Source organism: Sporosarcina sp. NCCP-2222 (genome assembly GCF_023168145.1).
Lineage (GTDB): Bacteria > Bacillota > Bacilli > Bacillales_A > Planococcaceae > Sporosarcina.
In genome coordinates, this window is the sequence record NZ_BQYK01000002.1 from 191165 (window position 1) to 209768 (window position 18604).

Below are 18604 nucleotides of genomic sequence, written 5' to 3' on the forward strand. Positions count from 1 at the left end.
TTTAGCCCACTGTTCTGTCGGGAAGGACACATCGGTTAAGTTCTCTTCCATTAATCCTTGAATATCCGCTAGCCAAAGTTCCATTGTCAGCAAATCGGATTCAACACTCGTTAACGATTCAGTTTGTGTCCTATCAAAAGCATTCAAGTCGGCGATTGTCTGGTCTCTTCGCTTCTTCGAATTTCCGATGCCTGTCTGGACGTCGCTGTCATTTAATTGGGGTAAGGTGGCAATGTCAGAAACCTTCGCGATAATTGCATTCGCTTCCTCTGTTAGACTCGCAGTCACCCTTGAAATTTCAGACAGTCCCTCTTCCACCTCTCCCAACAAAAAGCTTTCTTGAATATAGCCGTCCGGATTCGGTTCAAGCGCTTCGAGTGCACCTTTTATTTGGGAAAGGACGCTATATAAATTGCTTTTGAAGAGTTGCATGAACTGAAGGAACGGCAGATGACATTCCTTGTAAAAGGATCGGATTGCACTGCCACCCTTCCCTTTTAACTCTTCTTCCAGCCCCACAAGTTTTTGGATCGTCTCATCTATTTTCTTCATTTCCCCTTCGAGACGATCGAGCATTTCCTTATTGTTTTCAAGCCCTTCTGATAAGGTGCTGACCTTGAGGATTTTCATTCGATCGCTCCCTTCAGACCCATTGCACTTCCTGCCGCGGCAATCCCCTTCCCGATTGTTTCGTCGGCGGCCTGCACGAATTGAACTGAGTTCTCCGTTGTTTCTACATTTTTCAGCAGCAGCGTTTGGTAATTGGTCAGGAGTGTCTCCAATTTCGTTTGCAATTCAGTTAGTTTCGTTACGACATCCATTTGGTTTTGAGAGATGGCAGGTACGGCTGTAGGATCCAGCCCGTCTGTCGCCCCTTGGATTTCACCCAGTTTGCTTTCAACCTCTTCATAGACAATTTTCATTTCCGTCATGAGAAAGCCTCCTCTGTAGAACGTTCATCTAGCTTCATCTTTGTATACGGAGATTGACAAGAACCCCGTTTATTTACTTCCTTGCTTGGCGGTTTCCTTTGCCGCCGCTTCCTTTGCCGCCTGCTCTGCCAACAACCGGTCAATCGTTGCCTGGATACTTGCGATCTCGGCATTCAACTCTGCAATTTTCGCATCGATTGCATCGTACACTTTCGTAAATTGATCTCCGGAAAGCTCCACATAGGAGGCGTGAATATCCGCTTCCCGAATCTCATCAAATTCATCGGCGTGCTTGCCATGCCATGTCGTGAGGGTCAGTTCAGGCTCCATGCACTTCTTTTCGTTGTCGTGAAACTCGCTCTGCTTGCCGGAAAGTTCCCCTTTGCATGCTTGCAGCCTGGCCACATCGTTCATTTTTTTCGCCTTCAAGGCAATATAGAAACCTATCAAACTGTTTTCCTCCTTTTCCTCTCCCTGACAGGGGATTCCTGTATGGTTTTTGGAATGAACACGGTGAAGAGAATGACCGTTCCGATCACGATCAACAAAACGAATAGCAGGGTCCGGCCGTTGCTGTCACGCTGTTGCTCCACTGGGATATACGAACTGACAGTTGCCTCATTCTTGCGGACGGCTGTCTTGGTAAACAGGCCAATTTCCTTCGACCTTGCCGCGACGGTGCTTCTCTCCCCACGTACATCGGTCCTGAACAGATAGGAACTGTCGCCACGTGCAGGCAACCGGCGACTCCCGTCGAAATGCAAGTTGAATTGCTTCTCGGGGAGTGTATTTTTCATTTCGATTTTACCTGCATCATGTAAGTAATCAGTGTTCTTGTTAAACTTCAATTTCTCATAGAGGACCGGCTCCAAATCTTCGATCGAGCCATCTGTGGCGGCCGATCCCCTAGCCTGCATACTGAAAATGACGCTGCACAGTAGCACCATCACGACGATGGATTTCGCTGCTTTCATATCTCTTCCACTACTGGCGGTTCCCCATTTTTTGGCCGGTTCACAAAATATGAAATAGTTAACATGCAAATCGCTATTGTCGCTACGATGGCAGTTCCCCAGCCAAAGAGTGTTTCAGGGTCATATTTAATGGAGATAAACACTTTTGAAACCAAATCAGGAATTTTGATTTCCGGTACGCCAAGCACGAGTAACGGCATAATATATAGTCCCATCAATACGATGGACGCAAGCCACCCGAGTCCCAGGCTTATATCGAGTGCCGTTTTGATAATAGCCGATCCAGCGAGAAGTAACAGAATGGTGAAAATGGTCCACTGGATGGCACGATCGTCGCGTAGAATATACATATTCACGCTATATAAGCTGATGATCAAGCCCACTAGCAATGAAAGAATCGTAATCATTCCAAGGTCCCATAAAACGGAAGCCCCTTTAATTCGATGGGCGAAAAAGCCGATCGCGAGACTGCTGAGCAGCAAGATGATAAAGAGGATGAGTGGCGGCACTTTGGTCATCTCATCTGCCACGACTGCCTCTCCTTTCACTTCCAATGGGTTCACTAAATAGTTGAAGACATACCCGTTTTCTTGCCCATCCACGTAGGTGTTCGCCAAATAACTTTGAATGTCATCTTTGAATGCTGACATCTCTGTTAGATTTTTCTGCCATTTATTTCCGAACGCTAATGAGCTCTCTTTTATATCATTCGCTTTTCCATAAAGATCGGAAGCATAATTGACCAAGCCGTTTTGTCGCTCAGATAGTGAAACCATTTGACTACTTAAGGAAGCAAGCTGTGAACTGACATTTTGTTGGCCGCCCATGACTTGCCCTTCAGATACATTTTGAGCAGGTTCCCCTTCCGTCGATTGCAACTGTGCCAAAAGGGCGGATGCCTGCTCGTCGAGCGTATTCAGGTCGTTCTGCAGCTCAGTATGCTGCTCTTCCATTGATTTTTCATAACCGGACATGATTGCGGCAAATGAGGTGCTGACATTCTCCATGCTGAGTTCAGTTTCCGGAATGCTGGTGCCAAGATCTTTCCAGCTTTCCAATTCCTCAACATTGAGCTCCACAACCTCTTCCAGCATCTCCTTCGTCCTGTCATCCTGCAGCAGCTCTTGCTTTGTTGTTCCTCCTTGACGCTCTTCCAGCATGAATTCGTATTGATCTAACTTCGCAAAATAGGCTAGAAGCGAGTCAAAGTTAACATGTGCATTATTTTGCTTGAAGACATTACCGAGCTGCTCTTTTTCTACAGCTGATAATGCCGGATTTTTCAGCAACTCCTGTTCTTTCAATTCAATGGCATATCGGATGGCGGCCTGATCCGGTGTATTGTTTTCCAAAATCGTTTTCAGGCTCTCATATTTTTCGGCCAGCATCTCAAATGAAGCCTGCAATTCATTGAACTCCGAGGACGCGTTCCTGTAGTCACCCGTGTCTGTGCTAACCATCTCGTTAAGTGTTTGGGCCTTCGTCATGATGGCTTCGTTCAACGTTTGCATGTCAGATTCCAACTGGCTAATAGTAGTACCCAGCTGCTGGCTTGCTTCATCTTCTCCCAATTGGGATTTCAGCGAAGATAAGCCCGCTAGAATTGCCTGCATTTCCTGTTGTTCCTCCGCCAGATTCGGCGTTGTCCGGCCGGCTTTTTCTGTTGTCTTCGCCGCCAGCTGTTCTTTAATAGCGGCCCAGTCTTTTACATAAGGGAGTCCGTCAATCTGCCCGGAACCCGTCGACAGCTCGCCTTTTTTCCCGGCCTCCACTTCTTGGCCGACTCGATTGAATAATCGATAGGCATACCTGTCAATTGCTGTTCCTTGCACCGTCAGCAACTCTTCCACTTGACGGGATACTTGCTGCTGCCGCATTTCCGCCAAAGCGAGGAGCCGCTCTTTATTGGCATCGATCGCTTCATTCACTTCCGTGATGCGGGAATTCAGTTCCTCGTTATTCTCCTCCAAAGTTTGCAAGGACTCGTTGTAACGCTCCGTCTGCACAGCAGCTGCCTGTTTAATTTTCTCCAGGCTGCTGCTCTGCATATGGAGGAGCAGTTCCTTTTGTTCCGCCTGATAGTACTTATACTTCTCAACGTATGAAATGAACTCCGACAGTTCAGAGCTGAAAGCTTCTGTGCTTTGAATATGAGATGCGTGGGCTTCGCCTGCATTGCCGATCAGGGACCGGAGCCCTTCCACCTGCTCCTTCTGCTGTCTCATCTTTTCCGCCAATTGTTCGGAGCCCGGCATGTAGTAGGCTGACATGGCGTCGAGGAATTCGGTCTCCTTCGTCAGAATCTTATCGAATTCTTTTTTGATATGATCCATTTCATTGGCGACATAGCTCCAGTAAAGGGTAGATATTTTTTCATTCACCCGATTGGAGGCTTCATCTATCTCACGCAGAACTCGTTCCTTTTGCAATCCGTCCTTTTGCCGTTGCACTTGATACGTGAATTCCGCTTTTTCAGGACTTTGCTCATTGTAAGACATGACACGATTTGAAAAGTCGGATGGGATATAGACGATTGCATCGTACTGGTTGGATTTCAAGCCGTTTGTCGCCGTTCCTCGCCCCATCACTTTCCATTCGTACTCGGAATTGTCGGATAGGATGGAGACGACCTCCTTTCCCATCTCGACCGGTTCCCCATCTCTCGCAACGCCAAGATCTTCGTTAACAATGGCGATGATCCGCTTCTGATGGCCGTTCATATGCAATAGACTGCCGCCCATTAACTGAAAGAACAGGACGGGGACGGCGAGTATTACTAACAAACCGGCGATCAATTGTATTTTTTTTCGTTTGCTGCTATTCATTGCGCTATCTTCCTCTCCAGCTGGCATAAGGGCGTAAGTAGTTTCCAATCCTGGCCGTTAAGAATGTAGTGGGCATAGCCCATCGGCAACTCCGGCTCTTTGCGCTCGTAAGGGATTGTATATAAGGTCTGCTCTGATTTCCTCATGAACAGAACAGCCTGTCGGACCAGTTTCAGCTCATTCGTCAATACATCGTATCCTTTGGTCACTTCCGCATTGCTGATGGAGACGATGATATTGAAGCCTAGATGTGTATATTTCTTCATCAACTTCGCCAAGCGGTCTTGGATGCCGGCATCGACCGTTTGCAAGAATCTTGTATATCCATCGATAATGAAATAGGAAGGCAGGATCGGAGTCTGTTTCCCTTTTTGGAGATTCTCCAAATAGACTTGCTCCGTCCGCTCAAAGTAAAGCTCCACTACTTGCAGCCAATCTGTAAGCCGCTCCTTCGTTTCCAAATAGTCCACTTCATGTTCCTTGCCGAATTCGGCCAAGCCTCTGTCGAACGAATCGAAAATGCCGATGAATCCTTTTTCTTGCTCGTTCAATTGTTGGAGGAGCAATTTCAACAAGTTGGTCTTTCCTCTTTGCGGCTGTCCGATGATCAAGCAATGGTTTGTTTTTGTAAAATCAAGGACGATCGGCTGAACGGTATTTTCGTCCAATCCAATTGGCAGCTGTCCTGCTTTCAGACGACGATCCATATAGTCATAGAAATTGTTGGTCGTCAATTCAAGCGGCAGCATTGGAATCGACTTCGGCGTTCGGCATCCTTCGTACTTCATTTTCAACGAACGAACCGTTTCTTTCATGGAATCGAGTACTTCCCAATCATTTGCACCAGGTGCCGGCAAGTAAAGTTGGGCAAAATAGGACTCTTCCTTTTTGATCGCGGCTCTTCCCGGAAATGGTTCCAGATCAAACGGCAGTCGCCCAACAACACCAAATGCCTCTGACGAATCCATTAAGTAATGAACGATCTTCGTCTTCAAATTATTCATGAGGGACTGGCGAATGGATTGCGCCCTTGTCGTACTGACAAATAAATAAATCCCGAGCGCCTGCCCGTCTCTGCCGAACTGATTGATCGCAAGCTCGGTCTCTTCCATTTCCTCTCTGACAATATCGTAGTTATCGATGACGATAAACCATAACGGGAATGGTTCGTCCGCCACTTCGTTATACATCCGAATCGTGTTTACTTCGGCCTGCTGGAATGCCCGCTTGCGCTTTGTCATCTCTTCTGTGATCCGCTTGATCAGTTTCGTACGCTTCAAATCTTCCCCAAGGGTCAGATAATCCGCAGTGTGCGGAAGCTGCCTCAATGGCAGAAGCGAGCCATTACCGTAATCCAAAATATAAGCATGCGCCTGCTCCGGCGACAGCTTCTCACAGATGCCTAACAGCATCGTTAGAAGTGTATAGGATTTGCCGTAGCCCGGAGAGCCAAATACGCCGACATTTCCATCTTCCATTAGCTGATAGCCGATCTGGGTTTGACTCTGTTTCTCTGCTTCATCAATCATGCCAATCGGCACGGCTGCCGTATCCTTTTCAATCAAAGCCGGTTTTTCGATCCGCATAGCAAGAGGCGGCAGCCATGGACTTCTCAGCTTGCGAATCCCCATATCGTGTTGCGCAGATACAATTTTCTCCGTTACCACTTCAATTTCGGTAATTTTCGCTTTGCCTTTATCGGAACGTGTCCGGATGCCGGATAGTGGATACAGGCCGAGATCGGTCACGATAGCGATCTCATCCTCCCCCTCGAATGTCTCCTCTAAATACGGAGACCGGCTATACGCGGATTGGAAAAGTTCGTACACTTCATTGTTGCCGACTTGCATATAGCCCCGGCCAGTTACTGTAATGGAAGCCGCGTCATTATTTTTCAAGATTTCCTTACTATCGGATTCGTCTTGCACCTTCAATGCGACGCGGAAACGGGCATTACTCCAGATTTGCTCATCGATGACACCACCTGGCTTCTGTGTCGCCAGTATGAGATGGACACCTAAGCTCCGCCCGATACGCGCCGTACTGACAAGTTCCCGGATGAACTCCGGTTCTTCACTTTTCAACTCGGCGAATTCATCTGAAATAAGCAATAAATGCGGCATCGGCTCTTCAGCGACCCCTTCTTTATAGAGCGCTGTGTAATCATCGATGTGGGACACGCTGAACCGGTCAAATAGGATTTGCCTGCGTTTCAGCTCGCTCTTGATAGAGGTCAGCGCCCGCATACTGAAGTTTTTGCTGCCCTCGATATTCGTAATTGTCCCTAGCAAATGCGGGATTTTCCGGAAAGGCTGTGCCATCCCGCCGCCTTTATAGTCAATTAATAGAAAGGCGACTTCGTGAGGATGAAAGTTCACGGCGAGCGATAAGATCAATGTCTGAAGGAATTCACTCTTCCCTGAACCGGTCGTTCCTGCTAACAATCCATGAGGTCCGTGCGCCTTTTCATGTAGGTTCAATTCAACAAGCTCCGAATTTCCTTTCATACCGATCGGGACGGCAAGTGATTTCGCCGATTCATTAGATAACCAGAACTCATGGATCGGCAGCTGCTCCACTTCTTTCACGCCATACATTTCAAGAAAGCCGACCATTTTCGGTATGGAACTGACCATGCCGACTTGGTGGTTCAGCGTCTTCAACATCCGGGCAAACGTTTCATTCGTTCGGTCCTCCACCGTATCCAGGCGAAAGGGAATCCGGACAGCCCGTTTTTTATTCATGACGATTTCGCCTTCCCGCTCATTTAAATACCGGACTAGCGTTTTCGCATTCTCAGGTATCCATTCTTGGGCGGATGCCGTAAAAATAACGGAAATCCCGAGTTCCTCCAATTTATTGCCTTCCAAATACTCCAAAATCATATGTTCAGCAATTAATTGATAATCAGAGATGATAAATACCAGATGAGGAGAATAGATCACCTTTCCTTTGTTTTCATCCACATCCCGCTCCCTGATCATTTCATACAGAGAAGACAACAGCTGATCACGCGTCTGCTCGTTATGAATAAATCCTTTTGCATGCATATGCGGAAGCGTGAACTGTGGAAGCCATTTCATCCATTTCACCTTTGAATAATCGGCGTGCTTGCAAATGTAGATAAACCGCACATCATGATAGCTATGGAAAAATGCAAGCTGGCCGAGAATTTGATTCAACTCTTTTCGGATGATCGAATCCTTTCCGATCAGACCGACCATTCCGGAAGCGAGTCCTACTGTAATGGGTGCGTCCTGGATTTCCTTGAACGCTTCCTCCATCATCCGGGACTGTTCCAGCAAATCATCTGTATCCCGGTTGGCAAGCTCTGATGTCGACATCGTGATTCCGTAACTTGACGGCACACTGCCGGTTCCAAGGCGGAATTCGAACGCATCATGGCTATCCAGTGTCTTCTCCCAAATCCGGCCGGATAGTTGGTTCGTCATATGTTTCATTTGCTCGAAAGAAGGAAAGTGGAAAGCGAGCACATCCTTCTGTTTTTTTGCTAATGTATAAAGCTCTTCGCGCATATTGCGTAAATATGCTGTATAGACTCGCTTCCTTTTTTCGTTACTCTGTTTTCTTCTTTTCTTATCATTGAAATATTGAATCGTGGAAGTTATGAGCGTCACGGTGAACATGGTGACCGAAATGATAATGAAAATCCCACGTGGAATGAGAATCGCCACAAGCCCAAGCACGATGAGCATAGCAAGAGGCGGAGCAACAATGAGCCACAGCCCTCTTCCTGTATACTCACTTTCCTGCGTTGGAAATGTGATTGTCACTCGTTCATCCGGCAAATCGTAAATCATACGGGGGGTCCGGCGGTATTCAGGATAGAGCGCAGCCATTTCTGAAGCAGGCAGCTCCATTTCCGGAAGTACAGTTTGCACTGGCGTAATCGAACGGATTGCGAGCACATCCTCTTCCAGCAAACGAAGCTCCATACCACCCCACTGGAGGATATCCCCGCAAGCGAGCGCCGGACTCCCTTCCTGTTTTTCTCCGTTTATGTATAGAGGACAGTTCTTTTCCATCTCGATTCGCCAGCCTGTTGATAGTTTCAACAGTGAAAAACCGCCTGATGGCTTTCCGAGTGGATGCTCTGATTGGATGTTGCTGATTACCGCATCTCCATCCATCCCGACGGTTATTTCTTTTTCATCTCCGATAAAATACGCCTTTTCTTTCGATAACGATTTCGTTAAGCGTAATGTCAGCAATCGCCCTTTTCGTGAAACGGAAACACCGTCTTCCATTGATAAAATGCCGAGTCTCTTTCCGGATTCCCGTATCGCAAAGCCATCCTTCACTTCCTCAATGACAATCGAACCTTGCGGAAATGGAAAATCCAGCATGGTGATATCATCATCAACGGAAGAACCGATCGTCATGCGGTCAAAATCGTATTCATTGATCGGCACCCGTTGGTAATGCCGATCATAGAACAGCCAGAGTTCCAACATTATCCTCACCTACTTTCCAATGGCGATTTCTTTTATTCATCGTCCTCTTCTTCTACCATTAACTTTTCATACTCTTCTACTTCATGGTCGATATCTTGCAGCAGTTGCTGTTTTTCTTCCCCGGTCAAATCCCGATCTGCTTGGATTTCCTCCCGTCTTTTCAACAGCCCGTAGACGATCAATTCCCCGTCCTCCATGGACCGGGCCAAATCCACCGCTTCTTCCGCTTCCGCTCTCCCGATATAGATCCAGTACTTTAAATAATCTTCATCGGTCTGCAAAGTAATATTAGAGAGAACATTCTTTTTCTGTTCCTCATCCAGCCGTTCATTCGTCACGTAAGAAAGGGCGGCTTCGTACAGAACGACATAAGGCATGTTGTTTACCTGAAGAGGTTCCAGCGTCGTTACTACTTCGCTGTATCGGTGCGCCAAGAATAAATGGTGGCTCGTCATATAGGCATCTGTCGTCGGTTTAGTATAGATAAAGTAATAACATACGAAAATAAGTGCAGGGACTAGCAGGGCACCTAGACTGATGGCTGTAATTTTCCACGACTTCCATTTCTTCTTCGGCAGCTTGATATAACGTTTTTCATTCTCCTCAATCAGCTGAATCTGTTTCTTGCAAAACACCCGCAGCTCTTCCGGATCTTTTGCAGACAGGATCGATTGCTCCACTGCATTTAACGGCAGAGCATCTTGGTATTTGATATAGTCGTCAAACGTTCTGGAGTTGCTTACCGCCGCAGCGACCGCAGCTTTTGTTTCGGCCCAGACGCGGTCTGGATTCTTTTCCATCGGCGGTAGGGCATCAATCATTCCGTAATGTATGAAATAAGGTGTCATTCCTGTGTTGTACACGATATTTTCAGGACAGACAGCCAGCGTAATGCGATCGTAAGGATGCTTTTCCACCTTCTCAATTAATTGGTGGGCAAAGATCCATCTCGTTTTCATATTCTCTTGGCGCAACGCCTCAAACGGCTGATGCAATTCTGGAATGATTGCCGTTATGATCAATTCATCATCTGTCGTCGTGATCGCTTTAGGGATTTCTGGTTCGACTTCGCTTAGGAATTGGACGACCGACGGACTTTTGAGACCAATCCGTTCCCGTTGAAATGACAAGGTGATTTGATTTTCTTCCCGCCGCACTTCCGTATCGATTAAACTTTCGAAATAGGAGCTTTTCTGTTTCGACATCCCAATTCCCCTCACATGACTTCCACCCGGTCACCCGTCGTAATGCCGCACTCGGCCAGCGTCAGGTATCCCGGATACGCCTTATTTTTGTTGACAACTCGAATCCAATGCCCTTCCCGCTGCTTTTCCGAAATGGAACGGACCTGCCAGGCGATATCGATCAATTTCTTCAAGCTATGCAAATCGGATAAGCGAAGGTCGAATTCCTCGGCTCCATATCGCTTCACATCAATTGTCACTTCTACATACACGAGACTTCTCCCTCCAAGCAAAGAAGCGCCTTCCACTTAACAGAAAGACGCTTCCGAATACGTAACATATGGAATGCATTCAGCCGCGAATTTGACTTGCAACTTGTTGATCCGCGTCTTGAAGAGCTTCTCCTGCGCGATTCAACTGGATTCCAATCTCGCTCAATAACTCTCTCATTTCATTGAAGTGCGGCTTGAGGCGCTCATACTGTTCAGCAAACGCAACGCTGGAAGCACCTTCCCAGACCGATTGCAATTCACCGATCATCCCATCAAGACGTCCGATTTGAGAAGCGACCTCTCCAGACTCGTGGTTATAACGGTTTGCCATTGCCGATAGTTCTGCGGGTGTGACGCGAATAATTCCTGACATGCTTCATCTCTCCATTCAAAAAATTTTTTATAAAATAACTGCGTGGAATCACATAACCCACGACAGATATTTCAACTATGAATCTTTGAAAAGCTAGGTACTTACTGTAATCAATAGCACATACTTAAATTCATTGTCAAAAAACTTTAAAAACACGTATTTGCCGGATAGGAAAAGGGTAATGAGGTCTTGGTCATATTCTCCAATTTCCATCACATAACACTCTGTCATCCCGACTCGAAATATAAGTATTTATTTCCAAAAAGTCACAAGTTTTCTTACAATTTTAGACCTTTTGATTCATTTATGGCGAAATCATGTACATGAAGAGCAAAGAGAAAATAGACTGTACACCAACTTCCATATTGTGGTTAATCATACGACCTCAATTCGTACTGTAAATGTATAACAAATTCTTAGGATTCTATCGTGAATACATAAAAAAGCATTCCAATGCACAATAGGCATTGAAATGCTTCGTCGTCAGCTGATGAACTTTCGTAAAATTTCCTCGACGGTTCCTTCTGTTGTGGAATGCACCTGTTCACCCGCCCACATGGACATGAATTCCGGCTTCCCTTGTTTCCCCGCTTCGCTGCGTATCTTTTTCGTTAAATCGTTTTGAACTGGATAAGGCGCGATCCGTGCGTTCTGCATCATTTCGATAAATTCATTGTGAATGCCCCTCGCCATTTTTCCGGAGAAGGTATCGGTTAATACTGTACTTCCCGCTTGAGCCCGCAATACTGCCTGCTTATACAGAGGATGCGCCCCGCTTTCTCGGGCGGCGAGCAAGGCGGTCCCGATTTGCACAGCTTGTGCTCCATAGGTCAGCATTTGGTTCATTCGAGCCGCATCCGCGATTCCGCCTGCTGCGATGACTGGTATGGAAACAGCCTTAGCCACATCTTGCAGCAACGTTTGCAAAGGAATCAAAGGCAACCCAATAAAGGAGCCTCGATGCCCGCCTGCCTCACTGCCTTGCACGACAACAGCATCCAGCCCCGCTTTCTCGACAGCAAGCGCTTCTTCGACCGAAGTTGCTGTGCCGATCAATTGGACACCCGCTTCTTTCAAGATTTTTATGTCACCTGGCTTTGGCAATCCGAATGTAAACGAACAGACCTCCACTTTTTCTTGAATGATTACATCCAGTTGCTGTTCAAATTGAGAAACAGAAAGCGTCACGTCCCATAATGGCATCCCCAGCTTTGCACCGATTGGCTGCAATGCCTCATATGCTTCCTCGTACAGCTCTTGTTCCATCTGCATCTCTTCTGGAACAAACAAATTCACCGCGATTGGCCTCTCCGTCCGCTTCTTTACCGCCTGAATAAACTCCCGCGTTTCATCTGCAGACAAATAGCCTGCCCCAATCGAACCAAGCACGCCAAAGTTCGACGATGCCGCCACGAATTCGGGCGTCGTCACACCCGCCATCGGAGCTTGGATGATCGGATGCTCTATTCCTAACAGTTCCAACAGTTTCATTCGTGCACTCTCCCTTCTCTTCGGTAAATAAGAAATAGAAGCAACAGAGGTAGTAAAGGAAACAATGCTATCCATTTAACTGCATGGTTGACTCCCCAAAAATAATAGGAGATCGGCAAAAACATAACTGCACATAGAAGCAAGGCTCGTTTCTGCCTCGTCAACAAACCAAAAAAGAACAATAGAATTGATATGATCAATGCTGCCTGCCAAAGCACAACCGCCACAATCCATCCCCTCCTAGTCTTTTCTCCAGTCATACACATCTCGCCTGACATCCAATTTGTGGCCGTTGATGCGCACTGTATGGCTATCCAGCCACTCAATAGAAGCTTCATCCTCCCGATATTGCCAATAAATATTTTTCTTTTTATCTTTCTTTCTATGATAAACCACTTCAGCTCGCACCGCATAAGAAACGGTCGCTCCCCCATCTACCAAGTATGCCGTTACCGTATAATCACCACCGGGCGAGGACGACTCTGTTAAAAAGACCCCTTCGGGCAGCCGCTGCGTGTTGTAAAAGAATTGATACCAAATAATAGAGAGAACTACGGCGAATATTAGGAGCGGTATAAAAATCGTTATGATAATAGTAGATCTTTTCTTCATCGCTCTTTCATTCCCCTACAGGTAGGTAGCCAGACTTTTTCACGATTTCTTGTCCTTGCTTTGAGCGCATCCATTCAGTAAAGGATTCTACATGGGGATTGTCAGTTCCTGCGGTAATAAGAAGTACTTTGAATCGTTTCTTTCGCAAACTAATCCTCATCCCCTTGCCGATTGGTCTACTTACTTGAACCATTTGGCTATCAATTATAGTTAATTCCACTATTATCATTTTACCATAGGTAACTAAATTTCCCAGGAGATGTTTTTATTTAAACTAATATCATAGAACGAATCATTCGATAAATATTGAACAGTAAAATTAAATCATCTATACTCAATTAAAAGGAGATGTGCGTTATGAACACTTTATCGATTACCGGCAGAAAAAAGGAAACCTATATTGTCGAGCTTGAATACTCGTTGCTTTTGGAAAGTGCGTTAGGAATCGCTGCCTTCACCAACACCCCGTTGCTTGATACGCTGGAAAAAGAGAAGTCCTTTGAGATGCTTCGAAAAAATATGCCCGACCCATTGCTTGCGGAATTGAAATATGTCGAAGCGAATAATACATGGAAGAGTTTGCTGCAATTGTTGCACGTCTGCACGGAAAGCACATTGGAGGGATTTGCTGTATTCCTCAAAACTCTATCTGACAAGGAATTAAAGTATCACTGTTTGCCTTATACAGGAGGCAGGAACGAGAACACAAGAATTGCTGCCTCAACAGGAGACTTGAATGCTGTCAAACAGTTGCAGACCGTAACGGAAGACATTGGCTTTTTCCCTACTTACATAACGTTCATTCATGAAGTGAACGGAGACGACTTAAAGAAACACCTTACAAAGGTTCTCACCTTATGGCATGAAATTGTCGTTCTGCCTGAGGCGGATCAATTGTTAGCAATTGCCTCTCGGGATATGAAACAGAAGAGAATGATGCAGGAAAAGCTAAGTGCTGAAGAATTTGTTACGTGGGCGACAGGCGGTACTGAATATTCGCCTGAGCCGAGTGTCAGCCGGGTTTTATTAATACCACAAATGAGTTACCGACCGTGGACAATTGTCTCCGATATTGAGAATACGAAAGTCTTTTACTATCCCATTCCGAGTACCAGCATTTATCCGGACGATCCGTATCTTCCCGATTACCTGCTTATCCAGAAGTATAAAGCGCTGGGAGATGAAACACGGCTTCGGATGATTAAACTATTGTCCAAAAAGGATTACACGCTCAAAGAGATAGCAGAACAACTGAATATCGGGAAATCCACAGCCCACCACCATCTGAAACTGTTGCGCGCAGCGTCCCTTGTAGGAATCCGTTCTTCTAAATACGTGATGAAGCCAAAATCGATTACTTCGTTGCCTACAGAACTGCAACAGTATTTAGATTTCCATCCAGTTGGAGAAAACGAATGAAGGAGGGGATCACCCGCAATAAAAATTTCTTGTTGCTTTGCACAGGGGCGACGGCATCCGAACTCGCCGGTGCCTTTGGAACATTCACCAATTCGGTTCTCGTCTATGAACTTACGGGATCCAAACTGGCACTTGGAACCATGTGGTTGTTTTACTATGTCCCGTCAATTTTGTTCCAGCTCATCAGCGGTCCTCTCGTTGACCGCTGGAGCCGAAAATGGATCATGGTCTTCTCCCAATGGACAAGGGGCTTCATCTTCCTTCTCCCCCTTCTCATCATGAATTTTGGGAATTTGGAGACCTGGCATATCTATATGGTGCAGATTGTTATTAGCTTTATGACTCCCCTTTATGTTCCGGCGAGCCAAGCAATCGTACCTACCATTGTCCCAAGTGAAAATTTACCTTCAGCAAATGCCTTTTTAGATGGGATGACAAGGATGATGCTGTTCACGGCTCCAGTTCTAGGCGGTATTGTAATTCAGTCGCTCGGTTCTTCCTTAACTTATCTATTGGTCAGCGTTTTACTTTTGTGTTCAGGTTTTCTTCTAGTCTCTTTACAGGAAGAACGATACCCTTTATCCATTCGCAAGTCGTGGCTGGGACAGCTGCGTGAAGGGTTCACGTACTTCTTCAAAATGCGCATTGTCGTATGGTTGGGTATTTTTCTCGCGTTCGTCCAATTTGGGGTTGGCGTCACAATGGTCATCAATTTACCATACATCACGGAACTTTTAGGAGGAGATTATAAAGACTATGGATACTTCATGGCCGGGTTCCCATTCGGCTATATTCTCGGATCCTTTTTGATTGCCAAACTGCAAAAAATGAACAGACGCTATCTAATGCTGGGCTCATTAGTAATGGGGGGATTCACCTACATGGCCCTTGGTGTTGTCCACTCCATCCCTCTTGCTATAGCCTTTGAAGTGATAGCAGGTATTGTTATGGCTATCTTTAGCATCCACAATCTATCCATCTGCCAACTGACTATCCCCAATAACATGATGGGAAAAGTCATGTCTGTCCGGTTAGCCCTCATAAAATCCGCCATGCTGCTTGGCATACTGGCAGGCGGTGCAATCAGCGAACTATGGGGCATTCGTCCGCTGTACCTGTCAATCGGCTCCATTATTGTGCTCGTCTCTTTAGCAGGCATGGCGATGCCCTATTTTTCTTTTATTGACAAGCCAACCGCCCAAAATTCATAAAAAAATAGGACGGTCGTCTTGAAAGCAACCGTCCTAGCAGTGGGTTTATTCTCTCTTTAAAAATAATTTCTTCGTCAGGAAAAAGCCTGCCACCACATAAACCATTACCCATAGCGTATCCAGCCAAAAACCATTTCCAACCACATAGGGCGTGCCATCCGTAAAGTGAAGAATGACTTGATAAATAGGCGGAAACGGCAGCAATAGCCATTTGAAGAAGGATGCCTTTTCGACAATCCCTTCCGCTGCCAATGAAATAACGATGACGAACATGGCGGAAAGCCAGGCAAATCGTTTAGACTCTATTTTCAAGGTCGAGAAAAAAGAACCGACCAATACTCCGAAGAATCCGCATATTATATGGCCGTAAATGGCCGCCATGAGCTGGACTGGTTGAATCGGCTCCTTAAAGATTGAAAAAACGAGCGGGTATACAAGAGCGAAAGCCCCCAGGACAGCAGTCACCAGGAAACAGACGGCCCATTTCCCGATTAAGTAAGCACGTTTTCCATTTAGTTGGACAATCAATAAGTTTTTCTCGGTTTCATCTTCCAATGAAAAAACATTCATCGCTACCCATGTCATGACTAAATACATCGAAACACTTGTTATGACATAGCTGCTCATAATCGGAACGCCGCTGTATGTATAAAAAATAATGACCCAGGCTCCGAAAAGAGTGACCGGCGGTATGAAAGTCAAAGAACGGAGGTAGCTTTTCATTTGATATTGAATAAAACTCGACCGAATCATGATTTCACCTTCACTTCCAATATGGAACAATCCGCTCCCAGCAGTTTTCGCAACAGGTTGTCACTCTTATCCTCTTCCACCGTAATGACCGCCGTCTTTCCGTCAAAGTGTATGCGGTCAGATGGCACGAACGCCAAATCCTGTTCTTCTTGGAACTTCACGCGGATCAGTCTTTGCGGTTTCCTTTGCCTATGCGGCTGATAGATGCTCATTTTTCCAGTCTCTATTTGTAAGGTCTCTGTTGCAACCTGTGTGATTGGGCCTTCCTCATGTGCGGTGAAAATAATTGGTATCTGCCCTCGTAATTCGTGCAACAGGCTGACAAATGCTTTTTGCGCGCCTTGATCCAATCCTGTGAGCGGTTCATCCAATAGAAGGAGATCAGGCTGCATGAGAAGAGCCTGAATAATGCCGACCTTCTGCTTTGTCCCTTTGGAGCAATTGGCAAGAGGGGTATTCTGAAATGAACTTAATCCGAATAGATCCATGTACTTCGCAAGGAGCAACTCACTCTCCTTCGCCGAAGTATGGAAGGAAGCTGTTAACAATAAATATTCTTTCACTTTAAAGCGCAGCCCTTCTGGAAAATGCTCAGGGACATAGCCAATTTTGTTTGTGTTCCATCGTACGTCCCCATCGGTCGGTTCATAAATACCTGCCAGTATCTTCAACAACGTACTCTTCCCCGAGCCATTCCCCCCCTGAACGAATAAAATGGTATCCCGTGTGCAAGAAAACGTAACGCGTTGAAATAACGTGCGCCCGGCTACTTCTTTGCCGATATTTGTTACTTCCAGAACGACTTCCATTCCCATCCCCCATTTAACATTCACTTAAAGCACTAGTATACAGTAAATCTATTGGAAAAATAAAAAAACACCGGATTTCTCCGGTGCCTTTTTCCTACTCATGCAGTTCCCATTTTCACGCCGAGCTCTTTCAAATACTGACGATAGGCGATACTCATGCGATCACAGACAAGCGATAGTTCTACCTGCAAATCGAGTGGCAATTCTTCAGGTTTTTGATTTTCCACAACTGGCTTATCTTGTGCGAAAATTTCATCCTGGAATTGAATCAATGCTTCATCACTTAGACCTGTATCGTAATTAAATGACAGGATGCCATAGGCCATGGAACGATCCTCATCGATCGGGCGAACTGTCAGCAGGATGGTCATCAGTGTATTGTTCTCCTTGTCTCTCTTCGTAAAGCTCACCGTGAAAGGTCGATGGATTTCATAGGTGTAGTAGACATATTTCGGGATACCCGAGCCATCCGGATCCGGCTGATAAATCGCGATTTCATCGGAGAAGATACGGTCTCCTTCTTTGTGCACCTTGTAATCATGCACTTCCCGGTGTGATTCTGTCCCTAGTGCGCCGACATGAACGACCGCAAGATGGCCGACATCGAGAAAGTTTTCAATAATGCGCGGCGGCTTTGCGACCACTTCTTGAGGACCCCAGATGACATGATGGTAGCTCTCATCATTCATTGGCTTATATTCAAATAGCTCAGGATCATTCCCCGCAAGGTTCACCCAAATCAATCCATACTTTTCTACGCATGCATACGAAGTGGCCTTCGCTTTTTTAGGAATCGCCCGCCCTTCCGGAAGCTGCGGAATATGAACGCATGCCCCTTCATCGTCATACTCCCACGCATGATACGGACAAACGAGACAGTCATTTTTCACTTCCCCTAGCGAGAGGGCTGCCCCTCTATGGATACAAAGATCCTTGAAGGCGTGAACCCCTTTGCTGTTGCGGAAAATCGCCAGACGTTCTCCCATTAACACGACTTGGATCGGCGACTCCTTGACGTCTTCTGAACGGCATGCAACTAGCCAATCTTCCAGTACCACTTGATCATCTATCATTTTCATCGCTCCTTCTGTCTGCTTTGCTCTTTGGTTGCTTTACGTGTTTTTTGACCTTTGCGTTTAATCAATCTATCTACATAGTACGGGAAAATTCTATAGCCCGTCAACCCCAAACACGAACTATATTTAATACCAATATTTTTTTGTTCGTTTTTTATATACAAAACCGAATAAAAACTATATAATTCACTTGAAAAG

Annotated in this window: 16 protein-coding genes; 2 read left to right on the forward strand and 14 right to left on the reverse strand. The window is 46.0% G+C overall.

Going from position 1 to position 18604, the window contains the following annotated elements; translation table 11 throughout:
- The 11 genes from NCCP2222_RS04900 to NCCP2222_RS04950 form a co-directional block, all read right to left on the reverse strand.
- A partial coding sequence (locus NCCP2222_RS04900) for a ribonuclease YeeF family protein (RefSeq protein ID WP_248510134.1) occupies nucleotides 1–630 on the reverse strand: 630 nt, incomplete at its 3' end.
- Nucleotides 627–932, reverse strand: coding sequence for a YwqI/YxiC family protein (locus tag NCCP2222_RS04905; RefSeq protein WP_248510136.1), 306 nt, complete (start codon nucleotides 930–932; stop codon nucleotides 627–629). The genes NCCP2222_RS04905 and NCCP2222_RS04900, both read right to left, overlap by 4 nt.
- Before the next feature lie 69 nt (nucleotides 933–1001).
- Nucleotides 1002–1382, reverse strand: coding sequence for a YwqH-like family protein (locus NCCP2222_RS04910; protein ID WP_248510138.1), 381 nt, complete (start codon nucleotides 1380–1382; stop codon nucleotides 1002–1004).
- Complete coding sequence (locus NCCP2222_RS04915; RefSeq protein WP_248510140.1) at nucleotides 1379–1906, reverse strand: type VII secretion EssA family protein; 528 nt, start codon at nucleotides 1904–1906, stop codon at nucleotides 1379–1381. Before NCCP2222_RS04915 ends, NCCP2222_RS04910 begins: the two co-directional genes overlap by 4 nt.
- Nucleotides 1903–4731 (reverse strand): type VII secretion protein EsaA, encoded by a 2829-nt coding sequence (esaA, locus tag NCCP2222_RS04920; protein ID WP_248510142.1) that lies wholly within the window; start codon nucleotides 4729–4731, stop codon nucleotides 1903–1905. Before esaA ends, NCCP2222_RS04915 begins: the two co-directional genes overlap by 4 nt.
- On the reverse strand, nucleotides 4728–9206 hold the full coding sequence (gene essC / locus NCCP2222_RS04925; protein ID WP_248510149.1) for a type VII secretion protein EssC: 4479 nt from the start codon (nucleotides 9204–9206) through the stop codon (nucleotides 4728–4730). Before essC ends, esaA begins: the two co-directional genes overlap by 4 nt.
- A 32-nt stretch (nucleotides 9207–9238) precedes the next feature.
- Nucleotides 9239–10411 carry a type VII secretion protein EssB gene (essB, locus tag NCCP2222_RS04930; protein WP_248510150.1) on the reverse strand — a complete coding sequence of 391 codons (1173 nt, stop codon included), beginning with the start codon at nucleotides 10409–10411 and terminating at the stop codon, nucleotides 9239–9241.
- Nucleotides 10412–10422: 11 nt separating this feature from the next.
- Nucleotides 10423–10662, reverse strand: coding sequence for an ESX secretion system protein YukD (gene yukD / locus NCCP2222_RS04935; protein WP_238083624.1), 240 nt, complete (start codon nucleotides 10660–10662; stop codon nucleotides 10423–10425).
- A gap of 79 nt (nucleotides 10663–10741) precedes the next feature.
- On the reverse strand, nucleotides 10742–11035 hold the full coding sequence (locus tag NCCP2222_RS04940) for a WXG100 family type VII secretion target (RefSeq protein WP_207959066.1): 294 nt from the start codon (nucleotides 11033–11035) through the stop codon (nucleotides 10742–10744).
- A 483-nt stretch (nucleotides 11036–11518) separates the two neighbouring features.
- Nucleotides 11519–12601, reverse strand: a complete 1083-nt coding sequence (locus NCCP2222_RS04945) for an NAD(P)H-dependent flavin oxidoreductase (protein WP_282570659.1) — start codon at nucleotides 12599–12601, stop codon at nucleotides 11519–11521.
- 165 nt (nucleotides 12602–12766) lie between these two features.
- Nucleotides 12767–13138, reverse strand: coding sequence for a DUF5412 domain-containing protein (locus NCCP2222_RS04950; RefSeq protein ID WP_248510154.1), 372 nt, complete (start codon nucleotides 13136–13138; stop codon nucleotides 12767–12769).
- 357 nt (nucleotides 13139–13495) lie between these two features.
- Here NCCP2222_RS04950 and NCCP2222_RS04955 point away from each other — a divergent pair, with 357 nt between their 5' ends.
- Both NCCP2222_RS04955 and NCCP2222_RS04960 read left to right on the forward strand, forming a co-directional pair.
- Nucleotides 13496–14557 carry an ArsR/SmtB family transcription factor gene (locus NCCP2222_RS04955; RefSeq protein WP_248510156.1) on the forward strand — a complete coding sequence of 354 codons (1062 nt, stop codon included), beginning with the start codon at nucleotides 13496–13498 and terminating at the stop codon, nucleotides 14555–14557.
- Nucleotides 14554–15768: an MFS transporter gene (locus NCCP2222_RS04960; RefSeq protein WP_248510158.1), complete on the forward strand. Its 1215-nt coding sequence runs from the start codon at nucleotides 14554–14556 to the stop codon at nucleotides 15766–15768. The genes NCCP2222_RS04955 and NCCP2222_RS04960 overlap by 4 nt, the downstream gene beginning before the upstream one ends.
- Nucleotides 15769–15813: 45 nt before the next feature.
- On the opposite strand, the gene NCCP2222_RS04965 is transcribed toward NCCP2222_RS04960, so the two are convergent.
- The 3 genes from NCCP2222_RS04965 to NCCP2222_RS04975 all read right to left on the reverse strand — a co-directional run bounded on the left by NCCP2222_RS04965 (nucleotide 15814) and on the right by NCCP2222_RS04975 (nucleotide 18403).
- Entirely contained in the window at nucleotides 15814–16521 is a 708-nt protein-coding gene (locus NCCP2222_RS04965) for a hypothetical protein (RefSeq protein WP_248510161.1), read from the reverse strand.
- Nucleotides 16518–17330: an ABC transporter ATP-binding protein gene (locus NCCP2222_RS04970; protein WP_248510163.1), complete on the reverse strand. Its 813-nt coding sequence runs from the start codon at nucleotides 17328–17330 to the stop codon at nucleotides 16518–16520. Before NCCP2222_RS04970 ends, NCCP2222_RS04965 begins: the two co-directional genes overlap by 4 nt.
- 98 nt (nucleotides 17331–17428) lie before the next feature.
- Nucleotides 17429–18403 carry an aromatic ring-hydroxylating oxygenase subunit alpha gene (locus NCCP2222_RS04975; protein ID WP_248510165.1) on the reverse strand — a complete coding sequence of 325 codons (975 nt, stop codon included), beginning with the start codon at nucleotides 18401–18403 and terminating at the stop codon, nucleotides 17429–17431.
- Nucleotides 18404–18604 lie beyond the last annotated feature (201 nt).